20 protein-coding genes are annotated in these 19084 nt (G+C 70.5%); 16 read left to right on the forward strand and 4 right to left on the reverse strand.

The annotated features are described in order from the left end of the window. Positions 1-269 precede the first annotated feature (269 nt). From ABIC70_RS20430 to ABIC70_RS20460, 7 genes are all read left to right on the forward strand, one after another. A complete protein-coding gene (locus ABIC70_RS20430; protein ID WP_354440879.1) occupies positions 270-1163 on the forward strand; it encodes a LysR family transcriptional regulator in 894 nt (297 codons plus the stop codon). Between the two features lie 159 nt (positions 1164-1322). Next, positions 1323-2144: a putative hydro-lyase gene (locus ABIC70_RS20435; RefSeq protein ID WP_502916035.1), complete on the forward strand. Its 822-nt coding sequence runs from the start codon at positions 1323-1325 to the stop codon at positions 2142-2144. 43 nt (positions 2145-2187) lie between these two features. After that, positions 2188-3459, forward strand: coding sequence for an MFS transporter (locus ABIC70_RS20440; RefSeq protein ID WP_053609469.1), 1272 nt, complete (start codon positions 2188-2190; stop codon positions 3457-3459). A 28-nt stretch (positions 3460-3487) separates the two neighbouring features. Next, positions 3488-4249 carry a LamB/YcsF family protein gene (locus ABIC70_RS20445; RefSeq protein ID WP_278305816.1) on the forward strand — a complete coding sequence of 254 codons (762 nt, stop codon included), beginning with the start codon at positions 3488-3490 and terminating at the stop codon, positions 4247-4249. After that, a complete protein-coding gene (locus ABIC70_RS20450; protein WP_043354799.1) occupies positions 4246-4977 on the forward strand; it encodes a 5-oxoprolinase subunit B family protein in 732 nt (243 codons plus the stop codon). The genes ABIC70_RS20445 and ABIC70_RS20450 overlap by 4 nt, the downstream gene beginning before the upstream one ends. Beyond that, complete coding sequence (locus ABIC70_RS20455; protein ID WP_354440884.1) at positions 4977-5993, forward strand: 5-oxoprolinase subunit C family protein; 1017 nt, start codon at positions 4977-4979, stop codon at positions 5991-5993. Before ABIC70_RS20450 ends, ABIC70_RS20455 begins: the two co-directional genes overlap by 1 nt. A 94-nt stretch (positions 5994-6087) precedes the next feature. Next, complete coding sequence (locus ABIC70_RS20460; protein ID WP_354440886.1) at positions 6088-6876, forward strand: aldolase; 789 nt, start codon at positions 6088-6090, stop codon at positions 6874-6876. Between the two features lie 7 nt (positions 6877-6883). Here the strand turns inward: ABIC70_RS20460 and ABIC70_RS20465 are convergent, their stop codons facing one another. After that, entirely contained in the window at positions 6884-8179 is a 1296-nt protein-coding gene (locus tag ABIC70_RS20465) for a lytic murein transglycosylase (protein WP_354440888.1), read from the reverse strand. Between the two features lie 134 nt (positions 8180-8313). Between ABIC70_RS20465 and ABIC70_RS20470 the strand changes: the two genes are divergently transcribed. From ABIC70_RS20470 to ABIC70_RS20480, 3 genes are all read left to right on the forward strand, one after another. Further along, entirely contained in the window at positions 8314-8808 is a 495-nt protein-coding gene (locus tag ABIC70_RS20470; RefSeq protein WP_279900536.1) for an SRPBCC family protein, read from the forward strand. A gap of 139 nt (positions 8809-8947) precedes the next feature. After that, positions 8948-10360 carry a pyruvate kinase gene (gene pyk / locus ABIC70_RS20475; protein ID WP_043382905.1) on the forward strand — a complete coding sequence of 471 codons (1413 nt, stop codon included), beginning with the start codon at positions 8948-8950 and terminating at the stop codon, positions 10358-10360. A gap of 95 nt (positions 10361-10455) precedes the next feature. Continuing rightward, positions 10456-10584: a hypothetical protein gene (locus tag ABIC70_RS20480; protein WP_043354815.1), complete on the forward strand. Its 129-nt coding sequence runs from the start codon at positions 10456-10458 to the stop codon at positions 10582-10584. Between the two features lie 97 nt (positions 10585-10681). Here the strand turns inward: ABIC70_RS20480 and ABIC70_RS20485 are convergent, their stop codons facing one another. Then, complete coding sequence (locus ABIC70_RS20485; RefSeq protein ID WP_043382908.1) at positions 10682-11869, reverse strand: patatin-like phospholipase family protein; 1188 nt, start codon at positions 11867-11869, stop codon at positions 10682-10684. Between the two features lie 435 nt (positions 11870-12304). On the opposite strand from ABIC70_RS20485, the gene ABIC70_RS20490 reads away from it, so the two are divergent. Further along, positions 12305-12841 carry a GcrA family cell cycle regulator gene (locus tag ABIC70_RS20490; RefSeq protein WP_502916033.1) on the forward strand — a complete coding sequence of 179 codons (537 nt, stop codon included), beginning with the start codon at positions 12305-12307 and terminating at the stop codon, positions 12839-12841. 12 nt (positions 12842-12853) lie between these two features. On the opposite strand, the gene ABIC70_RS20495 is transcribed toward ABIC70_RS20490, so the two are convergent. Further along, on the reverse strand, positions 12854-13744 hold the full coding sequence (locus ABIC70_RS20495; protein WP_354440891.1) for a TAXI family TRAP transporter solute-binding subunit: 891 nt from the start codon (positions 13742-13744) through the stop codon (positions 12854-12856). A 338-nt stretch (positions 13745-14082) separates the two neighbouring features. Here ABIC70_RS20495 and cysK point away from each other — a divergent pair, with 338 nt between their 5' ends. The 5 genes from cysK to ABIC70_RS20520 all read left to right on the forward strand — a co-directional run bounded on the left by cysK (position 14083) and on the right by ABIC70_RS20520 (position 16599). Continuing rightward, positions 14083-15057, forward strand: a complete 975-nt coding sequence (gene cysK / locus ABIC70_RS20500) for a cysteine synthase A (protein ID WP_075380693.1) — start codon at positions 14083-14085, stop codon at positions 15055-15057. Positions 15058-15361: 304 nt separating this feature from the next. Further along, entirely contained in the window at positions 15362-15859 is a 498-nt protein-coding gene (locus ABIC70_RS20505) for a hypothetical protein (protein WP_179697009.1), read from the forward strand. A 91-nt stretch (positions 15860-15950) separates the two neighbouring features. Next, a complete protein-coding gene (locus ABIC70_RS20510; protein ID WP_053609473.1) occupies positions 15951-16130 on the forward strand; it encodes a hypothetical protein in 180 nt (59 codons plus the stop codon). Next, a complete protein-coding gene (locus ABIC70_RS20515; protein ID WP_053609474.1) occupies positions 16130-16444 on the forward strand; it encodes a hypothetical protein in 315 nt (104 codons plus the stop codon). The genes ABIC70_RS20510 and ABIC70_RS20515 overlap by 1 nt, the downstream gene beginning before the upstream one ends. After that, on the forward strand, positions 16441-16599 hold the full coding sequence (locus ABIC70_RS20520; RefSeq protein ID WP_164706369.1) for a hypothetical protein: 159 nt from the start codon (positions 16441-16443) through the stop codon (positions 16597-16599). Before ABIC70_RS20515 ends, ABIC70_RS20520 begins: the two co-directional genes overlap by 4 nt. 422 nt (positions 16600-17021) lie before the next feature. On the opposite strand, the gene typA is transcribed toward ABIC70_RS20520, so the two are convergent. Beyond that, a complete protein-coding gene (typA, locus tag ABIC70_RS20525; protein ID WP_043346753.1) occupies positions 17022-18845 on the reverse strand; it encodes a translational GTPase TypA in 1824 nt (607 codons plus the stop codon). Positions 18846-19084: the final 239 nt, after the last annotated feature.

Here is a 19084-nt window from a genome sequence, read left to right on the forward strand (position 1 = left end):
CGGGCCCTCGTCGGTGCCTCTGGAAGGGATTTCACGAGGCCCTCAGGCTTCGCGCCTGCGCTAATCGATGCCGCCCGAAGCGCCACGGGAGCGCCAGGCTTTCGGATTTTCCATCGCCCTGAACCGCGCCGCTGTCATCCGGGCGGGCGGGCGGACCTCGCGGCAGGACGGGGTGATCCCGCGCCGACACGCGACAGCCGACAACTTGCATGCCAGCGCGCGAGGGCGCGATATGATCGGCCACGACGGCGGAGCGGGACAATCGCGGGATGGCGGATTTCCGCAGCTTAGAGGTGTTTTACTGGGTTGCGAAACTCTCCAGCTTTCGCCGCGCCAGCGAGAAGGTGAACACGACCCAGCCGGCCGTCTCCCAGCGCATCGCGGCCCTGGAGCATGAATACGGCACGCTGTTCGAGCGCCGAAGCCGGGACGTCGCCCTGACGGAGCGGGGGCGTCTCCTCCTGGGTTTCGCGGAGCGATTCCTGGCTCTGCAGGACGAGATGAGCGCGGCCCTTCACGAGACCGGACGCACGCGGGGCACCCTGCGGCTCGGCGTGTCCGAGACGATCGTCCATCTGTGGCTGTCGCGCTTCATCGAGCGCATGCGCGCCGCCCATCCCGGGATCGGCGCCGACATCACCGTGGACATCTCGCCGAACATGCAGGCCGCCCTCGTCGCCGACGAGATCGATCTGGCACTCCTCGTGGGTCCGATCACCCTGCCGAGCTTCGTCAACCGTGCCCTGTTCAGCACCCCTGTCGCGTGGATCGCCGCGCCGGGCCTGCTGCCGGGCGACGCGCCCCTGAGCCTCGGCGCGCTCCTGCACCATCCGCTCATCACCTACCCGCGCAACACCAGCCCCTATGTCGAGCTGCGCGACCTCGTCCTGCAGGAGAACCTCCTGCCGAGCCAGATCCACACCAGCGCCTCGCTCGCCACCATCGTGAAGATGGGCATCGAGGGCCTCGGGATCTGCGTGATCCCGCCGGCGGTGGTCGAGGCCGAGATCCGCGCCGGCACCCTCCGCGTCCTGCCGGCCGAGCCGCTGCTCTCGGAGCTGACCTTCACGGCGATGCACATGAAGCGGCCGGCCCACCATTTCGTGGCGGATGCGGCCCGCCTCGCCCAGGACGTGGCCGAAAGCTGGGCCGCCGGCCGATAAGACTGGTTTATCGCGCCTCATTCGCAATCACGATTGGCGTGCCCTGCGGCGCGATGAAATCGTTGCGGCAGGACATGAATCGCTGAAGCGATCGGGATCTTGCGGAATCCGGGCTGCCGACGATGCCGGCCCGGCGCTCGACAACCAGCCAGGGAGATCATCGCGGTGAGCCAGCACCTGGGCGCCGACGGCGCAGCACCTGTCTTCGCCGATGCGGCGGAAGCGCGGCGCGCGATTCGCGCGGGTCAGTTCCGGGGCCACACCTCGGGTCTCGTCCCCGCCCACGCGCAGGGCAACCTGATGATCCTGCCGCGGGCCATGGCGGAGGATTTCCACCGCTTCTGCCAGCAGAACCCGAAGCCCTGCCCGATCCTCGGCGTCTCGCAGCCCGGCGCCCGCACGCTTCCGACGCTCGGCGCCGATCTCGACCTCGCCACCGACGTTTCCGGCTATCGCGTCTACGAGGGCGGCGAACTCGTGGCGGAGCTGCCCGACCTGACCGGCGTGTGGCGGGACGACTTCGTCACCTTCGTCCTCGGCTGCTCCTTCTCGTTCGAGGCCGGCCTGATCGCGGCGGGCATCCCGCTCCGCCACGTCGCCCTCGGCCGCAACGTCGCGATGTACCGGACCTCCATCGCCACACGGCCCTCGGGCCCGTTCCACGGCCCCCTGGTGGTCTCCATGCGGCCGATGAAGGCGGCGGACGCCATCAAGGCCGTGCAGGTCACGGCCCGGATGCCGGCGGTCCACGGAGCGCCGATCCATCTCGGCGACCCGAGCCTGATCGGTATCCGCGACATCGCGCGGCCGGATTTCGGCGATCCGGTCCCGATCGAGCCCGACGAGCTCCCGGTCTTCTGGGCCTGTGGAGTCACCCCCCAGGCGGTGGCGATGGCGGCGCGGCTGCCGCTCTGCATCACCCACGCGCCCGGTCACATGCTGATCACCGACCTCCTCAACCGCGACCTGCCGTTCCTGTGACCCTCCCGGCCGCATGACGGCCTGTCCGCCAAGGAGTTGCGCCATGTGGGTGAAAGACACGAGTCCGGCGGAGCGCCGGGTGCTGGGCGCGGCCTTCGCGGGCTACGGCGTCGATGCGTTCGACTACATGGTCTACACCTTCCTGATCCCGACGCTGGTCGTGGTCTGGGGCCTGACCAAGGTCGAGGCCGGCAACATCGCCACCGCCGCGCTGGTGACCTCGGCCATCGGCGGCTGGGCGGCCGGGATCCTGGCGGACCGCTACGGCCGGGTGGTCGTCCTGCAGGCCACCGTCGCGTGGTTCACCCTGTTCACGGTGCTCAGCGGCTTCACGCACTCCTACGAGCAACTGCTCGTCACCCGCGCGCTGCAGGGCTTCGGCTTCGGCGGCGAGTGGTCGGTGGGCTCCGTGCTGATCGCCGAGACGATCCAGGCCCGCTACCGCGGCAAGGCGGTGGGCCTCGTCCAGTCGAGCTGGGCGGTCGGCTGGGCCTGCGCGGCGATCGCCTTCTGGGCCGTGTTCGCCCTGGCGGAGCCCGCCGTGGCGTGGCGGATCCTGTTCTGGCTCGGCGCCCTCCCCTCGGTGCTGATCTTCTGGATCCGCCGCAACATCGAGGATCCGGAAGTCTACCGGCAGACGCGCGCCGCCATGCGGGACGTCGGAGATACGGGCAGCTTCCTCGACATCTTCTCCCGGCCGCTGATCGGCCGGACCGTGCTGGCGAGCCTGCTGGCGACCGGCATGCAGGGCGGCTACTACGCGGTGACCACGTGGCTTCCGACCTACCTGAAGACCGAGCGCAACCTCTCGGTCCTGAACACCAGCGGCTACCTGCTGATGCTGATCTTCGGATCGTTCGTCGGGTATTTGACCAGCGCCTGGCTCTCCGACCGCATCGGGCGCCGCCTGGGCTTCATCCTGTTCGGCTTCTGCGCCGGTCTCCTCGTCCTGGCCTACACGCTGATTCCGATCACCGATCCGGTGATGCTGGTCCTCGGCTTCCCCCTCGGCTTCTTCCTCTCCGGCGTCTTCTCCGGGATGGGCGCCTTCCTGAGCGAGCTGTTCCCGAGCCGGATCCGCGGCTCCGCACAGGGCTTCTGCTACAATTTCGGGCGCGCCACGGGCGCGATCTGCCCGGCCGTGGTGGGCCATCTCAGCGGCTCGCTGACACTCGGCATCGCCATCGGCGTCGTGGCGGCGGGCGCCTATTGCCTCGTGATCGTCGCGGCGCTTCTGTTGCCCGAGACGGCGGGCCGCGCGCTCGATTCTTGCAGCGCGGATCCGAGCGAGCCGGAGCCCGTTGCGGCCCTATGAGACCCGATCGGCACGCGGAGCGGCGGCGATGACCAGCGTGGACCTGAATTCCGACCTCGGCGAGGGCTACGGCGCCTATGCCTGCGGCGACGACGCGGCGATCCTCGGGATCGTCACCTCGGCCAACGTCGCCTGCGGCCTCCATGCGGGCGACCCCGAGATCATGGCCCGTACCTTCGCGCTGGCGAAGGCGCGCGGCGTCGCGGTCGGCGCCCATCCGGGCTTCCCCGACCTCTGGGGCTTCGGGCGGCGGCGGATGCCGTTCAGCCCGGACGAGATCGAGCGGCTCGTCGCCTACCAGATCGGCGCCGCCCAGGCGCTGGCCGCCTATGCCGGCCACCGCATCACCTACGTGAAGGCGCACGGGGCGCTGGCCAACGTCGCCGCCGAGGAGCGGCCGGTGGCCGACGCCATCGCCCGGGCCGTCCGTGCCGTGGACCGCGACCTCGCGCTGCTCGCCATCGCGCTGACCGCCCAGGTGCCGGCGGGCGAAGCCTGCGGCCTCGACGTGCATCAGGAGATCTTCGCCGATCGCGGCTACACGCCGACCGGGCTCCTGATCCCGCGCAGCCAGCCCGGCGCGATGATCACCGATGCCGGCGAGGCGGCCGACCGGGTCCTGCGCATGGTCGAGGCGGGCGCGATCTTCACGGCGGACGGCCGGACGCTGCCGACGCCGATCCGCTCGATCTGCGTCCACGGCGATTCCGCCCACGCCGTCGCCACGGCCCGCGCGGTGCGGACCCGACTGGAGGGCGCGGGCGTCACGCTGGCGCCGTTCCGGCCGTGAGCGCGGTCGCGGAGCCCCGGCTTCTCGACGCCGGCGAGGCGGCCCTCGTGGTCGAGTTCGGCAGCACGGTCGACCCGGCGATCAGCGACCGGGTCCTGGCGCTGGACGACGCCCTCGGGGCGGATCCGCCCGAGGGGCTGCGGGAGCGCGTGCCGACCTACCGCTCCCTGATGCTGCACTATGATCCGCTGGTGCTCGACCGCGCGACGCTCGCCGAACGGGTCCGGGCGCTGGTGTCGGGCGCGACCGCGCGCGCGTCCAGTCCGACCCTGTGGACCCTGCCCTGCTGCTACGCTTCTCCGCATGGCGAGGACATCGCGCAGGTCGCCGAGCGCAGCGGGCTGTCGCCGGAGGCGGTGGTGTCGACCCATTCCGCCACGACCTTCCGGGTCTACATGTACGGCTTCGCGCCGGGCTTCGCCTATCTCGGCGGCCTGCCGGAGGCCCTGGCGGTGCCCCGGCGCGCGAGCCCGCGGCCGCCGCATCCGCGCAACGCCGTCATGATCGGCGGGGGTCTCGCCGCCGTGGCGACCGTGCCGATGCCGACCGGCTGGTACGTGCTCGGCGCGACGCCGGCCCGTCTCTACGCGCCCGAGCGCGACCCGAGCTTCTTCGTCGCCGCGGGTGACCAGATCCGCTTCGAGCCGGTGGATTCCGCGACCTTCGACGCCCTGACGGCCCGGGAGGCGGCAGGCGAGCCGGTGGCCCGGCGCGGGGAGCCCCACTGATGCCCGCCCTCGTCATCGAGTCCGCCGGACCCGGCGTAACCCTGCAGGACGGGGGCCGGCACGGCTACCTGCGCTACGGCATCACGGCCGCCGGTCCCATGGACCCGCTGATGCACGCCGCCGCCAACCGGGCGGCATCGAACGCCCTCGACGCCACCGCCGTCGAGATCTCCACCGGCGGCGTCACCGTCTCGGCGGAGGACGAACCCGTCGGGATCGTCCTGCTCGCGCCGGGTTTCCGCGTCGCGCTGGACGGGGTGCCGTTGCCCGATACGGTCGCGCTCACCCTGGAACCCGGCCAGAGGCTCGTCGTGCGGGCCGGCGATGCGGGCGCCTGGGGCTATCTGGCGGTCGCTGGGCGGCTCGACGTGGCGCCGGTCCTCGGATCGGCGGCGACCCATACCCGCTCGGGGCTCGGCGGCCTCGACGGGCGCGGCCTCGCTGCGGGCGACCGCCTGCCCGTCGCCGAGGGCCGGACCCTGGACGGGGCGCCGCAGCGGCTCGTCGCCCCCTGGCTCGACCGCGACGGCCGGGTGATCCGGGTGGTGCTGGGCCCGCAGGACGATTATTTCGCCCCCGACCAGATCGAGGCCTTCCTGGCGGGTCCCTGGACGGTCTCGCCGCGGGGCGACCGGATGGCCTGCTTCGTCGACGGCACGCCGCTCAAGCACGCCAAGGGCCACGACATCGTCTCCGACGGAGTCGCCATGGGGGCGATCCAGGTCCCCGGCAACGGCCTGCCGATCATCCTGATGGCCGATCGGCAATCCACCGGCGGCTACCCGAAGATCGCCACGGTCATCGGACCGGATCTCGGGCGGCTGGCGCAGGTCCGGGGCGGGGCGCGCCTGTCGTTCCGGCGCGTGTCGGTGGAGGAGGCGGTCGCGGCGCGGCGCGCCGAGCGCGATCTCCTGCGCGAGGCGGTGTCCCGCGAGCCGGTCATCCGCACGGATTTCGCGTCGGACTTCCTGCTCGGCCTCAACCTCGTCGGCGGCGTCACCGACGGCCGCAGCTGAGCGCAGATCGGCTGCGCTCAAGGGCGCAAGCAGATAGAGTGCGGCACCGGCCGAGTCCCCGGCCCGATCCCGAGACACAGGAAAGCCCGCACGCATGGCGCACGCCGTTACCGCCCCGGGGAGCCCGCCCGCCCGCAGCAACGAGCCCCTGAACGCCGACAGCGTGCGTCGCGTCCGGATCGACCTCGCCGCCTGCCTGCGCTGGGCCGCCCGGAACGGTCTGGAAGAGGGGATCTGCAACCACTTCTCGGCGGTGCTGCCGGAGCGGCCCGACCTGTTCCTGGTCAATCCCTACGGCCTCGCCTTCGCGGAGGTCACCGCGTCGAGCCTTCTGCTCTGCGACTTCCACGGCAACGTCGTCGAGGGCGAAGGTCAGCCCGAGGCCACCGCCTTCCACATCCATGCCGAGTTGCACCGGCTGAAGCCCCGCGCCCGGGCGGCGTTCCACACCCACATGCCCTATTCGACGGCCCTCGCCATGCTGGAGGGCGAGCCGCTGCTATGGGCGGGCCAGACGGCCCTGCGCTTCTACGGCCGGATCGCCGTGGACGAGGATTACAACGGGCTGGCGCTCGACGCGTCCGAGGGCCGGCGGATCGCCGAGAGCGCCGGCGAGGCGGACGTGGTGTTCCTGAAGAACCACGGCGTGATGGTGCTGGGCGAGACCATCGCGGAGGCCTGGGACGATCTCTACTATCTGGAGCGCGCCGCGCAGGCGCAGGTCCTGGCCATGAGCACGGGGCGCACGCTCAAGACCGTGCCCGAGGCGATCGTCAGGCACGTGGCGGCCCAGGAGGCGGCGGGACGCGCCGAGAGTGCGCGGCTGCACTTGGAGAGCGTCAAGCGGGTGCTGGCCCGGGACGAGCCCGCCTACCTGGCGTAGACGCCACTCAGGGCGTCGCCCGGATCCGGTCCAGCAGCGTGGCGTCGGCATAGCCGTCCGCCGGCAATCCGATCGACCCCTGGAAGGCGCGCAGTGCCGCCCGCGTCTTGGGGCCGATCTTGCCGTCGACCCCGCCGGTGGCGAAGCCGCGCTCCGTGAGCCGGGTCTGCAGATCGCGCCGCTCGTCGGCCGTGAGCGGCCGGTCGCCCCGCGGCCAGTCGTGCACCAGGCCCGGGTCGCCGCTCAGGCGATCCGACAGGAGCGCGACGGTGAGCGCGTAGGCCAGGGCCGTGTTGTAGCGCAGGATCACCGCGAAGTTCGGCTGCAGCAGGAACGCGGGGCCGCGGATTCCGGCGGGCAGGACCAGGGTCGCCTCGGCCTCGTCCGGCATCGCGCGGTCACGCGCAGGCTTCACGCCGAGCGCCCGCCATGCCGCGATGGTGCGGACCGTCGTCTCGTCGGCGAGGGCCGCATCGAAATTCTCGGGCAGCGCCACCTCGGCGCCCCAGCTTTCTCCGGGCTTCCAGCCGTGGGTGATGAGGTAATGAGCCGTCGACGCGAGCGCATCCGGCACCGAGGTCCAGATGTCGCGTCGTCCGTCGCCGTCGAAATCCACCGCCTCGCGCTGGTAGACGCTGGGCATGAACTGCGTGTGCCCCATGGCGCCGGCCCAGGATCCGGTGAGCCCCGCTTGCATCCGGTCGAGGGGCGCCTGGTTCCAGGCCAGGATCTGGAGCGCTGCCGTCAGTTCGTCGCGCCAGTAGGTGGCGCGATTGGGATCACTGCAGCCGAGCGTCGCCAGCGAGCGGACGACCGGCTTCACCACTGCCGCGTTTTCGAGCACGGCGCCGTAGCTCGATTCCACGCCCCAGAACGCCACCAGGATGTGGCGGTCGACCCCGTACCGGGCCTCGATGGCCGCGAGCGTGTCGGCGTGCTCGGCGAGCTTGCGCTGACCGGCCTCGATGCGGGCCGGCGTGACGCTGGCCTCGATGTAGTCCCAGATCGGCCGGACGAACTCCCCCTGGCTCTGCGTTGCGGCGAGCACGTCCGGATCGGGCGTCAGGGTGGCGAGCTGCGCCTCGGCGAGGCTCTGCGGCACGGCCCGCGCCGTGACCCAGGTGATCAGATCGGCCCGGCAGGTCTCGAAGGGCTGGGGCGTGGCCGGCGGGGATTGGTCCGGCCCCGCGGCGGCGAGCGTCGGCGCCACCAGACCGATCAGAAGTGAGGCTCCGGTCGTCAGGACCGTCCGCAGGGGGCCGCTCCAGGTCGCGGGCCGCATCGGCGCAGCGCGATCGTCCATGGGCATCTCCGGTGATCCAGATGCGCGCGACGTAGCACACCGAGCCCGCGACGGCACCTTCAACGGGGACTCGCCGCGACGGCGGCTCCGCCCCAAGTCGCGTCACGTCAGCCCGAACGCCAGGAGACCGAACCGTGCAACGTGCTTATCTCACGGCGATTGGTGCGGCCCTCCTGTCCGCCGGACCAGCCAGCGCCCTGGAAGTCACCCGCAGCCGCGACATCCCGGCCCCGCCGGCTGCCGTCTGGGCCCTGATCGGCGATTTCTGCGCGATCCAGAACTGGCACCCGCAGGTCCAGCGCTGCATCCTGTCGGGCGAGGACGACGACGACGGCATCCGCGCGCAGATCCGCGGCCTCGTCGTCAAGGGCGGCCTGGGCACGATCGCGGAAGTCGAGACCGCGCGCGACGAGACCGGCATGAGCTACAGCTACAGCTTCATCCAGGGCCCCCTGCCGGTGCGCGCCTACAACGCGACACTGGCGGTCCGCCCCAACGGTGAAGGGTCCACGGTGATCTGGAGCGCGACCTTCGACGCCGAGGGTATGAGCGACGCCGACGCGGTCGCCGACATCACGGGCGTGTTCGACGCCGGGCTTGCCGGGATCGCCCGGGAGACGGCCAGATAGGCGCCGGCCGAATCAGTCCGCCGCGCCAAACATCGCCTGGCCGGAGCCGCGGCGGTGCCGGGCACTGTTATGTGCGGCGGCGGCGCGACCGAGCGCCCGGCTCGATTCCCAGAGACAGCCCCAGGAGGGCGAGACCCGCATGCGCCGTCACCGCCACGCCAAGATCGTCGCCACCGTCGGTCCCGCCAGCTCCACGCCGGACCAGCTCCGCGCCCTGTTCCTCGCCGGCGTCGACACGTTCCGGTTGAACTTCAGCCACGGCGTCCAGGCGGATCACGCCAAGGTCCACGCGGCGATCCGCGACCTGGAGAAGGAGGTGGGCCGGCCGATCGGCATCCTGCAGGATCTCCAGGGACCGAAGATCCGGATCGGCACGCTGCAAGGCGGCCGGCTCGATCTTCAGGCCGGGGAGACGGTGCGCTTCGTCCTCGAGGGCGCCGACGGTGACAAGCAGGCGATCCCGCTGCACCACCCGGAGATCTTCGACGCCGTCGTGCCGGGCCAGGAACTCCTCATCGACGACGGGCGGGTGCGGGTGCGGGTCACAGGGCCCGAGCGGACTTCCATCACCGCCGAGGTGATCACCGGCGGACCGATCTCGAACCGCAAGGGCGTGAACCTGCCGGGCACCCTGCTGGATCTCTCGCCGCTCACCGAGAAGGACCGGGCCGACCTCGCCTTCGGACTGGATCTCGGCGTCGACTGGGTCGCCCTGTCCTTCGTCCAGAAGCCCTCCGACGTGATCGAGGCGCGGGGCATCATCGGCGACCGCGCCGGCATCATGTCGAAGATCGAGAAACCGCAGGCGCTGGACCGGATCGACGACATCATCCGGCTCTCCGATGCCGTGATGGTCGCCCGCGGCGATCTCGGCGTCGAGATCCCGCACGAGGACGTGCCGGCGCGGCAGAAGGAGCTGATCCGGGCCTGCCGGCTGGCCGTGAAGCCCGTGGTCGTGGCGACCCAGATGCTCGATTCCATGGTCAACGCCCCGGCGCCGACCCGGGCCGAGGCGTCGGACGTCGCCACCGCCATCTATGACGGCGCCGACGCGGTGATGCTCTCGGCGGAATCGGCGACCGGCCGCTACCCGGTCGAGGCGGTGGCGATGATGGACCGGATCATCCGCAGCGTGGAGGGGCACAAGCTCTATCACTCGATCATCGCGGCCTCGGAGCCGGGCGAGGAGGAGACGCCGCCGCATGCGGTGGCGACCGCCACGGCCGATCTCGCCGAGGCCGTGCGCGCCGCCGCGATCGTCGCCTACACGGCGAGCGGGACCACGGCGGCACGGGTGGCGCGCAAGCGTCCGGCCGCTGCGATCCTGGCCTTGACCCCGAACGTCGCAACCTCGCGGCGGTTGAGCCTGCTCTGGGGTGCGCACAGCGTCCTGACGGAGGATGTCGACAGCTACGAGGAAATGACCACGAAGGCCCGCCACCATGCGCAGGACGAGGGCTTCGCCAAGCCGAACGACATCATCGTGGTCACCGCCGGCATCCCGTTCCATTCGGCCGGCAACACCAACAACATCCGCCTGATGCAGATCTGAGCCGGCCGATCGGGAGCGTGATCTGGAACGCGGCCCACATCTCACCCGTTGATAGGAAGCTGCGCCATTTGGGCGCGATAACGGAGGGCCGAGCCATGAACCTGATCGGACGCATCGTCACCAAGATCCTCGGCAACGAGAACCGTCCCGTGTACCGCGACGACCGGAACGCCAGCTCGGCGACCCCGCTCGGCCGCCTCGTGACGAAGATCCTGGGCAAATAAGAGGTCGGCAGGACCGGGCCTGCGCCGGCAATCCGGCTCCGGGACCTGACATCGTCCACCGCGCGCCCTGCCGGGCGCGCGGCAAAACCCCGTTCGATCAGTGCGCCACGACGCTCGCGGTCTCTCTGAGGACCGGCGAAGCCGGAACCGTATGCTGCCAGAAGGTGCCGCTCCGGCCCTTCTCGAGGCCCGCATCGTAGAGCGCGCGCATGTAGGCGGTGTCGAAGCCCTTGGCGGCCGAGGCCTTGGGGCCGTTCTCGTCAATGTATGTCAGGTTGAAGCCGATGCCGTTGGCACGCGCGAGCGCGTAGGTCGCGGTGAGCGTGGCCCGGGAGCGCGCCCGGCTCGCCGTCGTGAATGAGCGCTCGACGATCGAGAGCGTGTTGTCCTTCGTGACCTCGAAATCCGGCTCGAGACGGCCGTTGATCACCACGTAGATCTCGGCCTTGCCGCCCGTACGGATCCGTCCGTCGCGCAACAGGAGGCTCTGCGGCAGGGTGAAGACCGGCGTCACCACCGAGCCGTCCACATGCATCTCCTGGAAACGCGTGTCGCCGGCCGAAACGTCGATGAACTGGGGCGGGAACACCGCCGGAATGCTGGCCGAGGCCGCCAACACGTCGCGGAACAGCTCCCGGGCGTTCGGCACGCCGCTCGCCGCGATGGCGCCCATGTTCCAGATCACCGCCCGCTGGGAATCGAGGTTCGTCGTCACCACGAGGAGGCGCCGCCCCTTGGCATGCTCCTCGGCAACCGCCTTGAGGAGATCCGCCGTGACGTAGCGGTCGATCAGGCTGCGCAGGCGTCCGTCACCGAACAATCCGGAGCCGAACAGCACGTTTGCCAGGTTGGGCGAGGCCACCAGCTCACCCGCGACGCCGCTGGTGTAGAACTCGGTCAGATAGGGATCGTAGGCCGGTCCCAGAAAGGCGAAGGGGGCGATCAGCGCGCCGGTCGAGACACCGGACACCAGGGTGAATTCCGGGCGCTTGCCGGAGGCTGTCCAGCCGTTGAGCACGCCCGCCCCGTAGGCGCCGTCACCCCCGCCGCCCGACAGGGCCAGATACGTGAAGCCCTTGAGGCGACGCTCCGGATTGGCGGCGAGCGCCGCGATCGTGTCCACCGACGCGTCGGCGAAGACGCGCGCACCGGGGACGCCGGGGATGGTCGCCAGCGCGGCCTGCTCGGCGCTGTACGGAGTCCGCGGGACGCTGCCGCACGCCGCGACCTGCCCCGCCAGCCCGAACGCCACTGCCATGCGCAGGCTGACCTGACGAAAACCCATCGTCGCTTCCTTGAACCGCGTAACGCGCCCACTCTGCCACACGGAACGAGCTTGGCCGTACAGCCTGTTCCACCATAGCCGGCTGAGCAGGACGATATGGCCGCGCTGTTGCGGAGGGGTCACGTTTCCACGGGATCCGGGCACAAGCGTGGCCGCCTCGATCGCACGGCCGAGGGGCCATCGGCCGCCGCCATTGCCGGTGGACAGGCGCCGCGGCGGCCCGCATCGGGGGACCGGCCGCCCTTGCAACGCTCGCGAACGCCGCGCTAGGGTTCCCCCGTGGCCTGGCGAGACAGGGTGTCGCACGCAGTGCGGCAGCCGGCGCGCGAGGGCGCGGTCTGCGCGGCGACACGGTCGGCCGAGATAAGGCGTCCGGCGGCCTGAACACACGGCCTCGCTTTCGGGAACGCAGCCGAGCCGCAGGGGGCGGAGGGGATGATGGAACCGGTTCTCGGCTGGACGGATGATCGCGTGGCGCTGCTGCGCCGGTTGTGGGAGGACGGGCAGAGCGCCAGCAAGATCGCGGCGCAGCTCGGCGGCGTCACCCGCAATGCGGTGATCGGCAAGGTCCATCGCCTCGGTCTGGCCGGGCGTGCCCGGGGTGGCGAGGAGGCTCCCGCCGCCGCGCCACCGTCCAAGACCGTCGAGATCGAGACCGCCATCGCGGTGGTCGAGACACAGGCGCCCGAGCCGGTGGCGATCCTCGCCCATCGTCCGGCCCCCGAATTTACCGCGCCCGCGCCCGTGCCGGCTCCGGAGCCAGTGGCTCTGGCGGTCTCGCAACGCGTGACCATCATGGACCTGCGGGAATCCATGTGCCGCTGGCCGCTTGGCGATCCGACGACCCCGGAATTCCGGTTCTGCGGCGCCCGGTCGATCACCGGGCTGCCCTATTGCACCCACCACGCCGAGATCGCCTACCAGCCGGCAGCCGAGCGGAAACGCGACCGCCGCGTCGCCTCCTTCCGCTGAAGCCCGGCGGACTCAGCGAAGGCTCACGCCCGCTTCGCGGAGGAGGCGGGCGGTCCCGGGATTGATCCTGTCCGCCGGGACGAGGCCGACGAGGTTCTTCGGCTGGGCGGTGGGCAAGTCCGTGCGCGCCAGCGCCGCCGCGACGCGATAGGCCGCGTCCTCGCGGAGTCCGGGCCGCGCGAGCACGAAGCTCCAGGATCCGACTGTCTCGATCGGGTCCGTCTGGCCGGCGAAGCTGCCCGCCGGTACTGTCAGGCGCCGCGTCGCCGCGCCCGGCTGCGCGAGGCGCGCGATCCCCGCCTCGGACGGCCCGAAGAAGCGGGTTCCGCCCGGATCGGCGGCCAGAGCATGGAAGCCCGGCCAGTCGAGGCCGCCGCCCCAGAGCGCGTCGGCGCGGCCCTCCCGCACCAGGGCCGGACCGTCGCCGGCCCGGTCGAGCAGCATCGGGCTGATGTCCCGCTCGGGATCGAGACCCGAGGCGCTGAGGGCGCTCCGGCCCATGACGGTGAGCCCCGAATTATGGGTGCCGAGCACGACCCTGCGCCCGCGCAGATCCGACACGGAGCGGATCGCACTGCCGGCCGGAACCACGAACAGGCCCGGCGTCGGGTACATCGGCGCCAGAACGGTCAGGTCGCCGCCTTCGGCGAGGGCCGGATAGGCGTACGCGCCCTGTACGAGGCCGAGATCGACCCGGCCGGTGCGGAGGAGGCCAACATTCTCGGCGGACCCGCCGGTGGCACGCCGCTCGATCGCCAAAGTCGGGTCGACGGCTGCGATGGCGTGGGCGAGCGTCTCCCCGAAGGCTGGAAAGCCGCCGCCCGGCGTCGCGGTGGCGAGCACGAGGCGGACCACCTCGCTCCCCCAGGTCGGCCGTGCCAGGATCACCCCGAAGCCAGCCAACAGAGCGACCCGACGAGTCGGCCCTCGGGGCCGTCCCAGCCCTCCCGATGCGGACGACGCGCCGATCCCGCCGGTCGTCTCGACGGGGGCTGGAGAATGAAATTCCATCAGGCTTGGACCAATCGATATAGACCTTCCATCCGGGGGCCAATGCCCTTGAAATAATGAAAAGAACTTTCGGTAAGGGCACTTAGCCCGATTGCTCCGGCCGCGGCAACGCGATATCGCAGCCTCCCGTCCGGAACCGGCCGGGCCGGCCTCGCGTGAGCGATCCCTTGGCGCGGCCCGTCCCGGACCCGAGATCTGTCAGATCCTTCAACACGCGCAGGAGTTCCCCGATGGCCGATACCATCAACGCACCGGCGAAGGTCGGCCACGGCCGGGTCTACGGCTCGATCACCGAGACGATCGGCAACACCCCGCTGGTGCGCCTCAACCGGCTGCCCAAGGAGCATGGGGTCGAGGCCGAGATCCTGCTCAAGCTCGAATTCTTCAACCCGATCGCCAGCGTCAAGGACCGCATCGGCGTCAACATGATCGACGCGCTGGAGGCCTCCGGCAAGCTCCAGCCTGGCGGCACGCTGGTCGAGCCGACCTCGGGCAACACCGGCATCGCCCTCGCCTTCACGGCCGCCGCCCGCGGCTACCGGCTCATCCTGGTGATGCCCGAGACCATGTCGCTGGAGCGGCGCAAGATGCTCGCCTTCCTGGGAGCGGAGCTGGCGCTCACCCCCGGCGCACAAGGCATGAAGGGCGCGATCGCGAAGGCCGAGGAACTCCTGAAGGAGATCCCGGGTGCCGTGATGCCGCAGCAATTCTCGAACCCCGCCAACCCGGAGATTCACCGGAAGACCACCGCCGAGGAGATCTGGAGCGACACCGGCGGCCAGCTCGACGCGTTCGTGGCCGGCGTCGGCACCGGCGGCACCGTGACGGGCGTCGGCGAGGTGCTGAAGCCGCGCCTGCCGAACCTGAAGGTCTTCGCCGTGGAGCCGGAGGATTCCCCGGTGATCTCCGGCGGCCAGCCCGGCCCGCACAAGATCCAGGGCATTGGCGCCGGCTTCATTCCGGACAACCTTCACACCGACATCCTCGACGGCGTCCTGAAGGTCACCAATCAGGCCGCCTTCGAGACCGCCCGGGCCCTCGCTCGCCTGGAAGGCATCCCCGGCGGCATCTCCACCGGCGGCAACGTCGCCGCGGCGCTGGAACTGGCCAAGCGGCCCGAATTCCAGGGCAAGCGCATCGTGACCGTCGCCTGCTCCTTCGCCGAGCGCTACATCTCGTCGGCCCTGTTCGACGGAATCGGTTAGGCGCTATCGGAGCGGCCCTCGGGCCGCTCCAACACGGGTGTCCCGGGAATCGCGCCGGCACCGTTCGGCGCGAGACATATACCCCACAGACGCTGGATTTGGCGCACCGCCTGAACGGGACCACTACGCCAATAGAACCCTCGAATAGTAAAAGTGATCTTTGGAAACTTCAGTTCCGTCCATTTTGCCTATAAACACTACAGACCAATTGATATAGTTCGCGCCGTTCCGAAAAGCGCCGCATCTAGATCCGGAAAAGCCTTTCCGGTAACGCCAGACCCGTCGATCGGGTGGCGATTCTCTGATGCGCGGTCTCCTTGTCCTTCTGCTCAGCCTCTGGGCTCAGGCCGCGCTGGCGCAGGGCTTCGCGCTGCACGACCTGACCGGGCTGGCCGAAGCTTCCAGAACCGCCCTCGGGCCGGAGGCCGCCGCGCAGGCGGCACCGCTTCATCTCGGCGTGAATTGTTCGTCCTGCAGGGGTGCGCCGACGATCGAGCTGCAGCTCGGGCGCCTGACCGACGGGACGGAAGAGCGGGTGCGCTCCGGCAGGACGTCCCTCGGCGCGCTCGAGACGCTCTGCGTTCGGCGGAACCCGGATTGCCGACTCTCGGCCCTGCCGGCCGGCCCGGCGATCGGCTGGCTGAGTGTCTACGCGCTGGAACGCGGTGCGGGCGCGACCGCCGTCATCCTCCGGGGTGGCGATCTGCTGACGATCGAGGCCCGCGCGGCGGATCGCGGGGCTGCCGAGGATTCCGTGCGTCGCCTGACTGAGGCCGTCCTGCCGCGGATCGTCGGCCCCTGACATCAGGGGACCGCCGGCGGTCGATCGCCTCGGCCCCCGCAACCCTCCTGCGCCGCCTCCGTTGTCCCTCGAAGAGGCAGCGAGGCGAGCCATGACAGAGCAGACCGGACAGACGCCGCGGGAAAGTCCTGAAGCCGACAAGGCCAGTGAGATCGGGACCTCGCGCGAGAAGCTCGGCCAGATGGAAGACCAGGCCAGGAGTGGCACCGACCTTGGCGAAGCCATCGACCGTGCCACCGCCGCCGTCGGTCAGGACGACGGGAAGCGCTGATGAGCCGAGCGACGAGCGAGTCCGAGACGGTCACCCGCAAGCCTGACGACGCGGTCGGGTCGCGCGGAACCCCGCCGGCCGGGGGTGGTCACCAAACACCCGAGCAGGCGGCGATCACCGACATGGGATCCGGTGGAACGCCACGGAGCGAGCCGAAGGAGGGCTGGGGTTCGACCGGCGAGCCCGGACGCGCGCCGCCCGCCATCGGCGGTTCTTCCGGCGGCCATTCGGACCAGAAAGCCTCGCGGGGCCCGGCCGCGGACACCAAAGTGGCGGGCGGCCATTCACGCGCCGAGCAGGAGACCCAGGAATGACCGAGCGCCGCGAGACCGATCCGCAGCCGGAGAAGCCGAAGAACGTCGCCCCCGACGCGGTGAAGGACCCGAACGAGAAGACCGAGGGCAAGCCCGGCCTGGGCACGCCCTCCGGAGGCACGCAGAACGACGAGACCGATCCCGGCGGCAGCTGACGCGACAGAGCCGCACCGCGACGCGGTGCGGCTGCTCGCGGCTCAGGAGAGGCGGAGAGGGATCGGTCCGACCGCCAGCGGCACGTCGCCGGGGCGGCAGCCGGTCTCGAGGCAGGCGTAGCGGATCGCATCCTGACGGCTGCGGAAGATGCCTCCGGCACGCCCACCAGCCTCCACGGCCACCCAATGCCCCTCGCCGTCTTGACCGACGAGATAGGAGGGCGGCGCAGAGGCGGCAGGCGGGAGCGACGGGATTGGATTCAACGCGACGGACATCGGTGTCACGGGGTTCACGCGGGCCTCTCGGGTCCGCCGCACCGAGGTATTGTCCCCGGCATAAGGGTTCGATGGGCCCGAGATCAGCCGGACATAAGGGCTGCATCAGCAACCGGGCCTGAGCGCCCGGTTGCCGGTCGTTCAGCTCAGGCGGCGTTTTCCTTGGAGCGCTCCGCCCGCTTGCGGTCGTTCGGGTCGAGGATCGCCTTACGCAGGCGGATCGACTTCGGCGTCACCTCGACGAGTTCGTCGTCCTGGATCCAGGCCAGCGAGCGCTCCAGGGTCATACGGATCGGCGGGGTGAGGCGCACGGCCTCGTCCTTCGACGTGGTGCGGATGTTGGTGAGCTTCTTGCCCTTGAGCACGTTCACCTCGAGATCGTTCTCGCGGTTGTGCTCGCCGACGATCATGCCCTGGTAGACCTTCCAGCCCGGCTCGATCATCATCGGGCCGCGGTCCTCCAGGTTCCACATGGCGTAGGCGACAGCCTCGCCCTGGTCGTTGGAGATCAGCACGCCGTTGCGCCGGCCCGGCATCTCGCCCTTGTAGGGCTCGTAGGCCTTGAACAGCCGGTTCATGATCGCGGTGCCGCGGGTGTCGGTGAGCAGCTCGCCCTGGTAGCCGATCAGGCCACGGGTCGGGGCGTGGAAGACGAGGCGCAGGCGATTGCCGCCCGACGGCCGCATCTCCAGCATCTCGGCCTTCCGCTCGGACATCTTCTGCACGACGACGCCGGAATGCTCCTCGTCGACGTCGATCACGACCTCCTCGATCGGCTCCAGGAGCCCGCCGGCCTCGTCGCGCTCGAACACGACGCGCGGCCGCGAGACGGCGATCTCGAAGCCCTCGCGGCGCATGGTCTCGATCAGGATCGAGAGCTGCAGCTCGCCGCGGCCCGAGACGTAGAACGAGTCCTTGTCGGCCGCCTCCTCGATCTTGAGCGTGACGTTGCCCTCGGCCTCCTTGAACAGGCGGTCGCGGATCATGCGGCTCGTGACCTTGTCGCCCTCGGTGCCCGCGAGCGGGCTGTCGTTGACGATGAACGACATCGTCACCGTCGGCGGGTCGATCGGCTGCGCCTGGATCGGGGTGTCGACCTGCGGGTCGCAGAAGGTATCGGCCACGGTGCCCTTCATGAGGCCGGCGATCGACACGATGTCGCCCGCCTCGCCCACGTCGATGGGCGCACGCTCAAGGCCGCGGAAGGCGAGGATCTTCGACACGCGGCCGGTCTCGACCACCTTGCCGGTGCGGTCGAGGACCTTGATCGACTGGTTGGGCTTCACCGAGCCCGAAGCGATCCGGCCGGTGATGATCCGGCCGAGGAAGGGGTTGGCCTCCAGCAGGGTGCCGAGCATCCGGAACGGCCCATCCTCGGTCTTGGCCGGCGGCACGTGCTTCAGCACGAGGTCGAACAGCGGCTCCAGGCCCACCGACGGGTCGGCCTCCGGGCTGTCGGCCATCCAGCCGTTACGGCCCGACCCGTAGAGGATCGGGAAGTCGAGCTGTTCGTCGGTGGCGTCGAGGGCCGCGAACAGGTCGAACACCTCGTTCACCACCTCGTTGATCCGGGCGTCCGGCCGGTCGACCTTGTTGATCGCCACGATCGGACGCAGGCCGATCTTGAGCGCCTTGCCGACCACGAACTTGGTCTGCGGCATCGGCCCTTCGGCCGCATCCACCAGAACGATCACGCCGTCGACCATCGACAGGATACGCTCGACCTCGCCGCCGAAATCGGCGTGGCCGGGGGTGTCGACGATATTGACGCGGGTGTCCTTCCAGACGACCGACGTCGCCTTGGCGAGGATCGTGATGCCACGCTCCTTCTCGAGGTCGTTCGAGTCCATCGCCCGCTCCTCGACCCGCTGATTCTCGCGGAAGGTGCCGGACTGAGCCAGCAGCTTGTCGACGAGCGTCGTCTTGCCGTGGTCGACGTGAGCGATGATGGCGATGTTGCGCAGATTCATGGCGGCCCGAAACGGGTTGTGCCGGCTCCCTGGCGGCCGCGCGGCGCGGCCGTCCGCGCCGGTTCAGGTACGGAGTCGTGGTGGTTGCGTCGCAATATAAGGACGCGCGCTCTTGAGCAAGGCCGCTGACGTCATGGGCGCACCGCGCGGGCCGGATTGCTGGGGGCGGCTCTCGACTGCGGCACCGGCGCCACGCCTGCGGCTGGGCCCGGCGCGAGCCGCCGTTGCAGGGCAGATCT

This window comes from Methylobacterium sp. 1973, from assembly GCF_040545035.1.
In the GTDB taxonomy this organism is placed as follows: domain Bacteria; phylum Pseudomonadota; class Alphaproteobacteria; order Rhizobiales; family Beijerinckiaceae; genus Methylobacterium; species Methylobacterium fujisawaense.

Excerpts from the sequence above, each read along its gene's own strand:
- ABIC70_RS20440 (WP_053609469.1), top strand. The coding sequence starts at position 2,188 with ATGTGGGTGAAAGACACGAGTCCGGCGGAGCGCCGGGTGCTGGGCGCG.
- ABIC70_RS20465 (WP_354440888.1), bottom strand. The coding sequence starts at position 8,179 with ATGGACGATCGCGCTGCGCCGATGCGGCCCGCGACCTGGAGCGGCCCC.
- ABIC70_RS20445 (WP_278305816.1), top strand. The coding sequence starts at position 3,488 with ATGACCAGCGTGGACCTGAATTCCGACCTCGGCGAGGGCTACGGCGCC.
- cysK (WP_075380693.1), top strand. The coding sequence starts at position 14,083 with ATGGCCGATACCATCAACGCACCGGCGAAGGTCGGCCACGGCCGGGTC.
- ABIC70_RS20485 (WP_043382908.1), bottom strand. The coding sequence starts at position 11,869 with ATGGGTTTTCGTCAGGTCAGCCTGCGCATGGCAGTGGCGTTCGGGCTG.
- ABIC70_RS20520 (WP_164706369.1), top strand. The coding sequence starts at position 16,441 with ATGACCGAGCGCCGCGAGACCGATCCGCAGCCGGAGAAGCCGAAGAAC.
- ABIC70_RS20460 (WP_354440886.1), top strand. The coding sequence starts at position 6,088 with ATGGCGCACGCCGTTACCGCCCCGGGGAGCCCGCCCGCCCGCAGCAAC.
- ABIC70_RS20510 (WP_053609473.1), top strand. The coding sequence starts at position 15,951 with ATGACAGAGCAGACCGGACAGACGCCGCGGGAAAGTCCTGAAGCCGAC.
- ABIC70_RS20505 (WP_179697009.1), top strand. The coding sequence starts at position 15,362 with ATGCGCGGTCTCCTTGTCCTTCTGCTCAGCCTCTGGGCTCAGGCCGCG.
- pyk (WP_043382905.1), top strand. The coding sequence starts at position 8,948 with ATGCGCCGTCACCGCCACGCCAAGATCGTCGCCACCGTCGGTCCCGCC.
- ABIC70_RS20455 (WP_354440884.1), top strand. The coding sequence starts at position 4,977 with ATGCCCGCCCTCGTCATCGAGTCCGCCGGACCCGGCGTAACCCTGCAG.
- ABIC70_RS20430 (WP_354440879.1), top strand. The coding sequence starts at position 270 with ATGGCGGATTTCCGCAGCTTAGAGGTGTTTTACTGGGTTGCGAAACTC.
- ABIC70_RS20480 (WP_043354815.1), top strand. The coding sequence starts at position 10,456 with ATGAACCTGATCGGACGCATCGTCACCAAGATCCTCGGCAACGAGAAC.
- ABIC70_RS20490 (WP_502916033.1), top strand. The coding sequence starts at position 12,305 with ATGATGGAACCGGTTCTCGGCTGGACGGATGATCGCGTGGCGCTGCTG.
- typA (WP_043346753.1), bottom strand. The coding sequence starts at position 18,845 with ATGAATCTGCGCAACATCGCCATCATCGCTCACGTCGACCACGGCAAG.
- ABIC70_RS20515 (WP_053609474.1), top strand. The coding sequence starts at position 16,130 with ATGAGCCGAGCGACGAGCGAGTCCGAGACGGTCACCCGCAAGCCTGAC.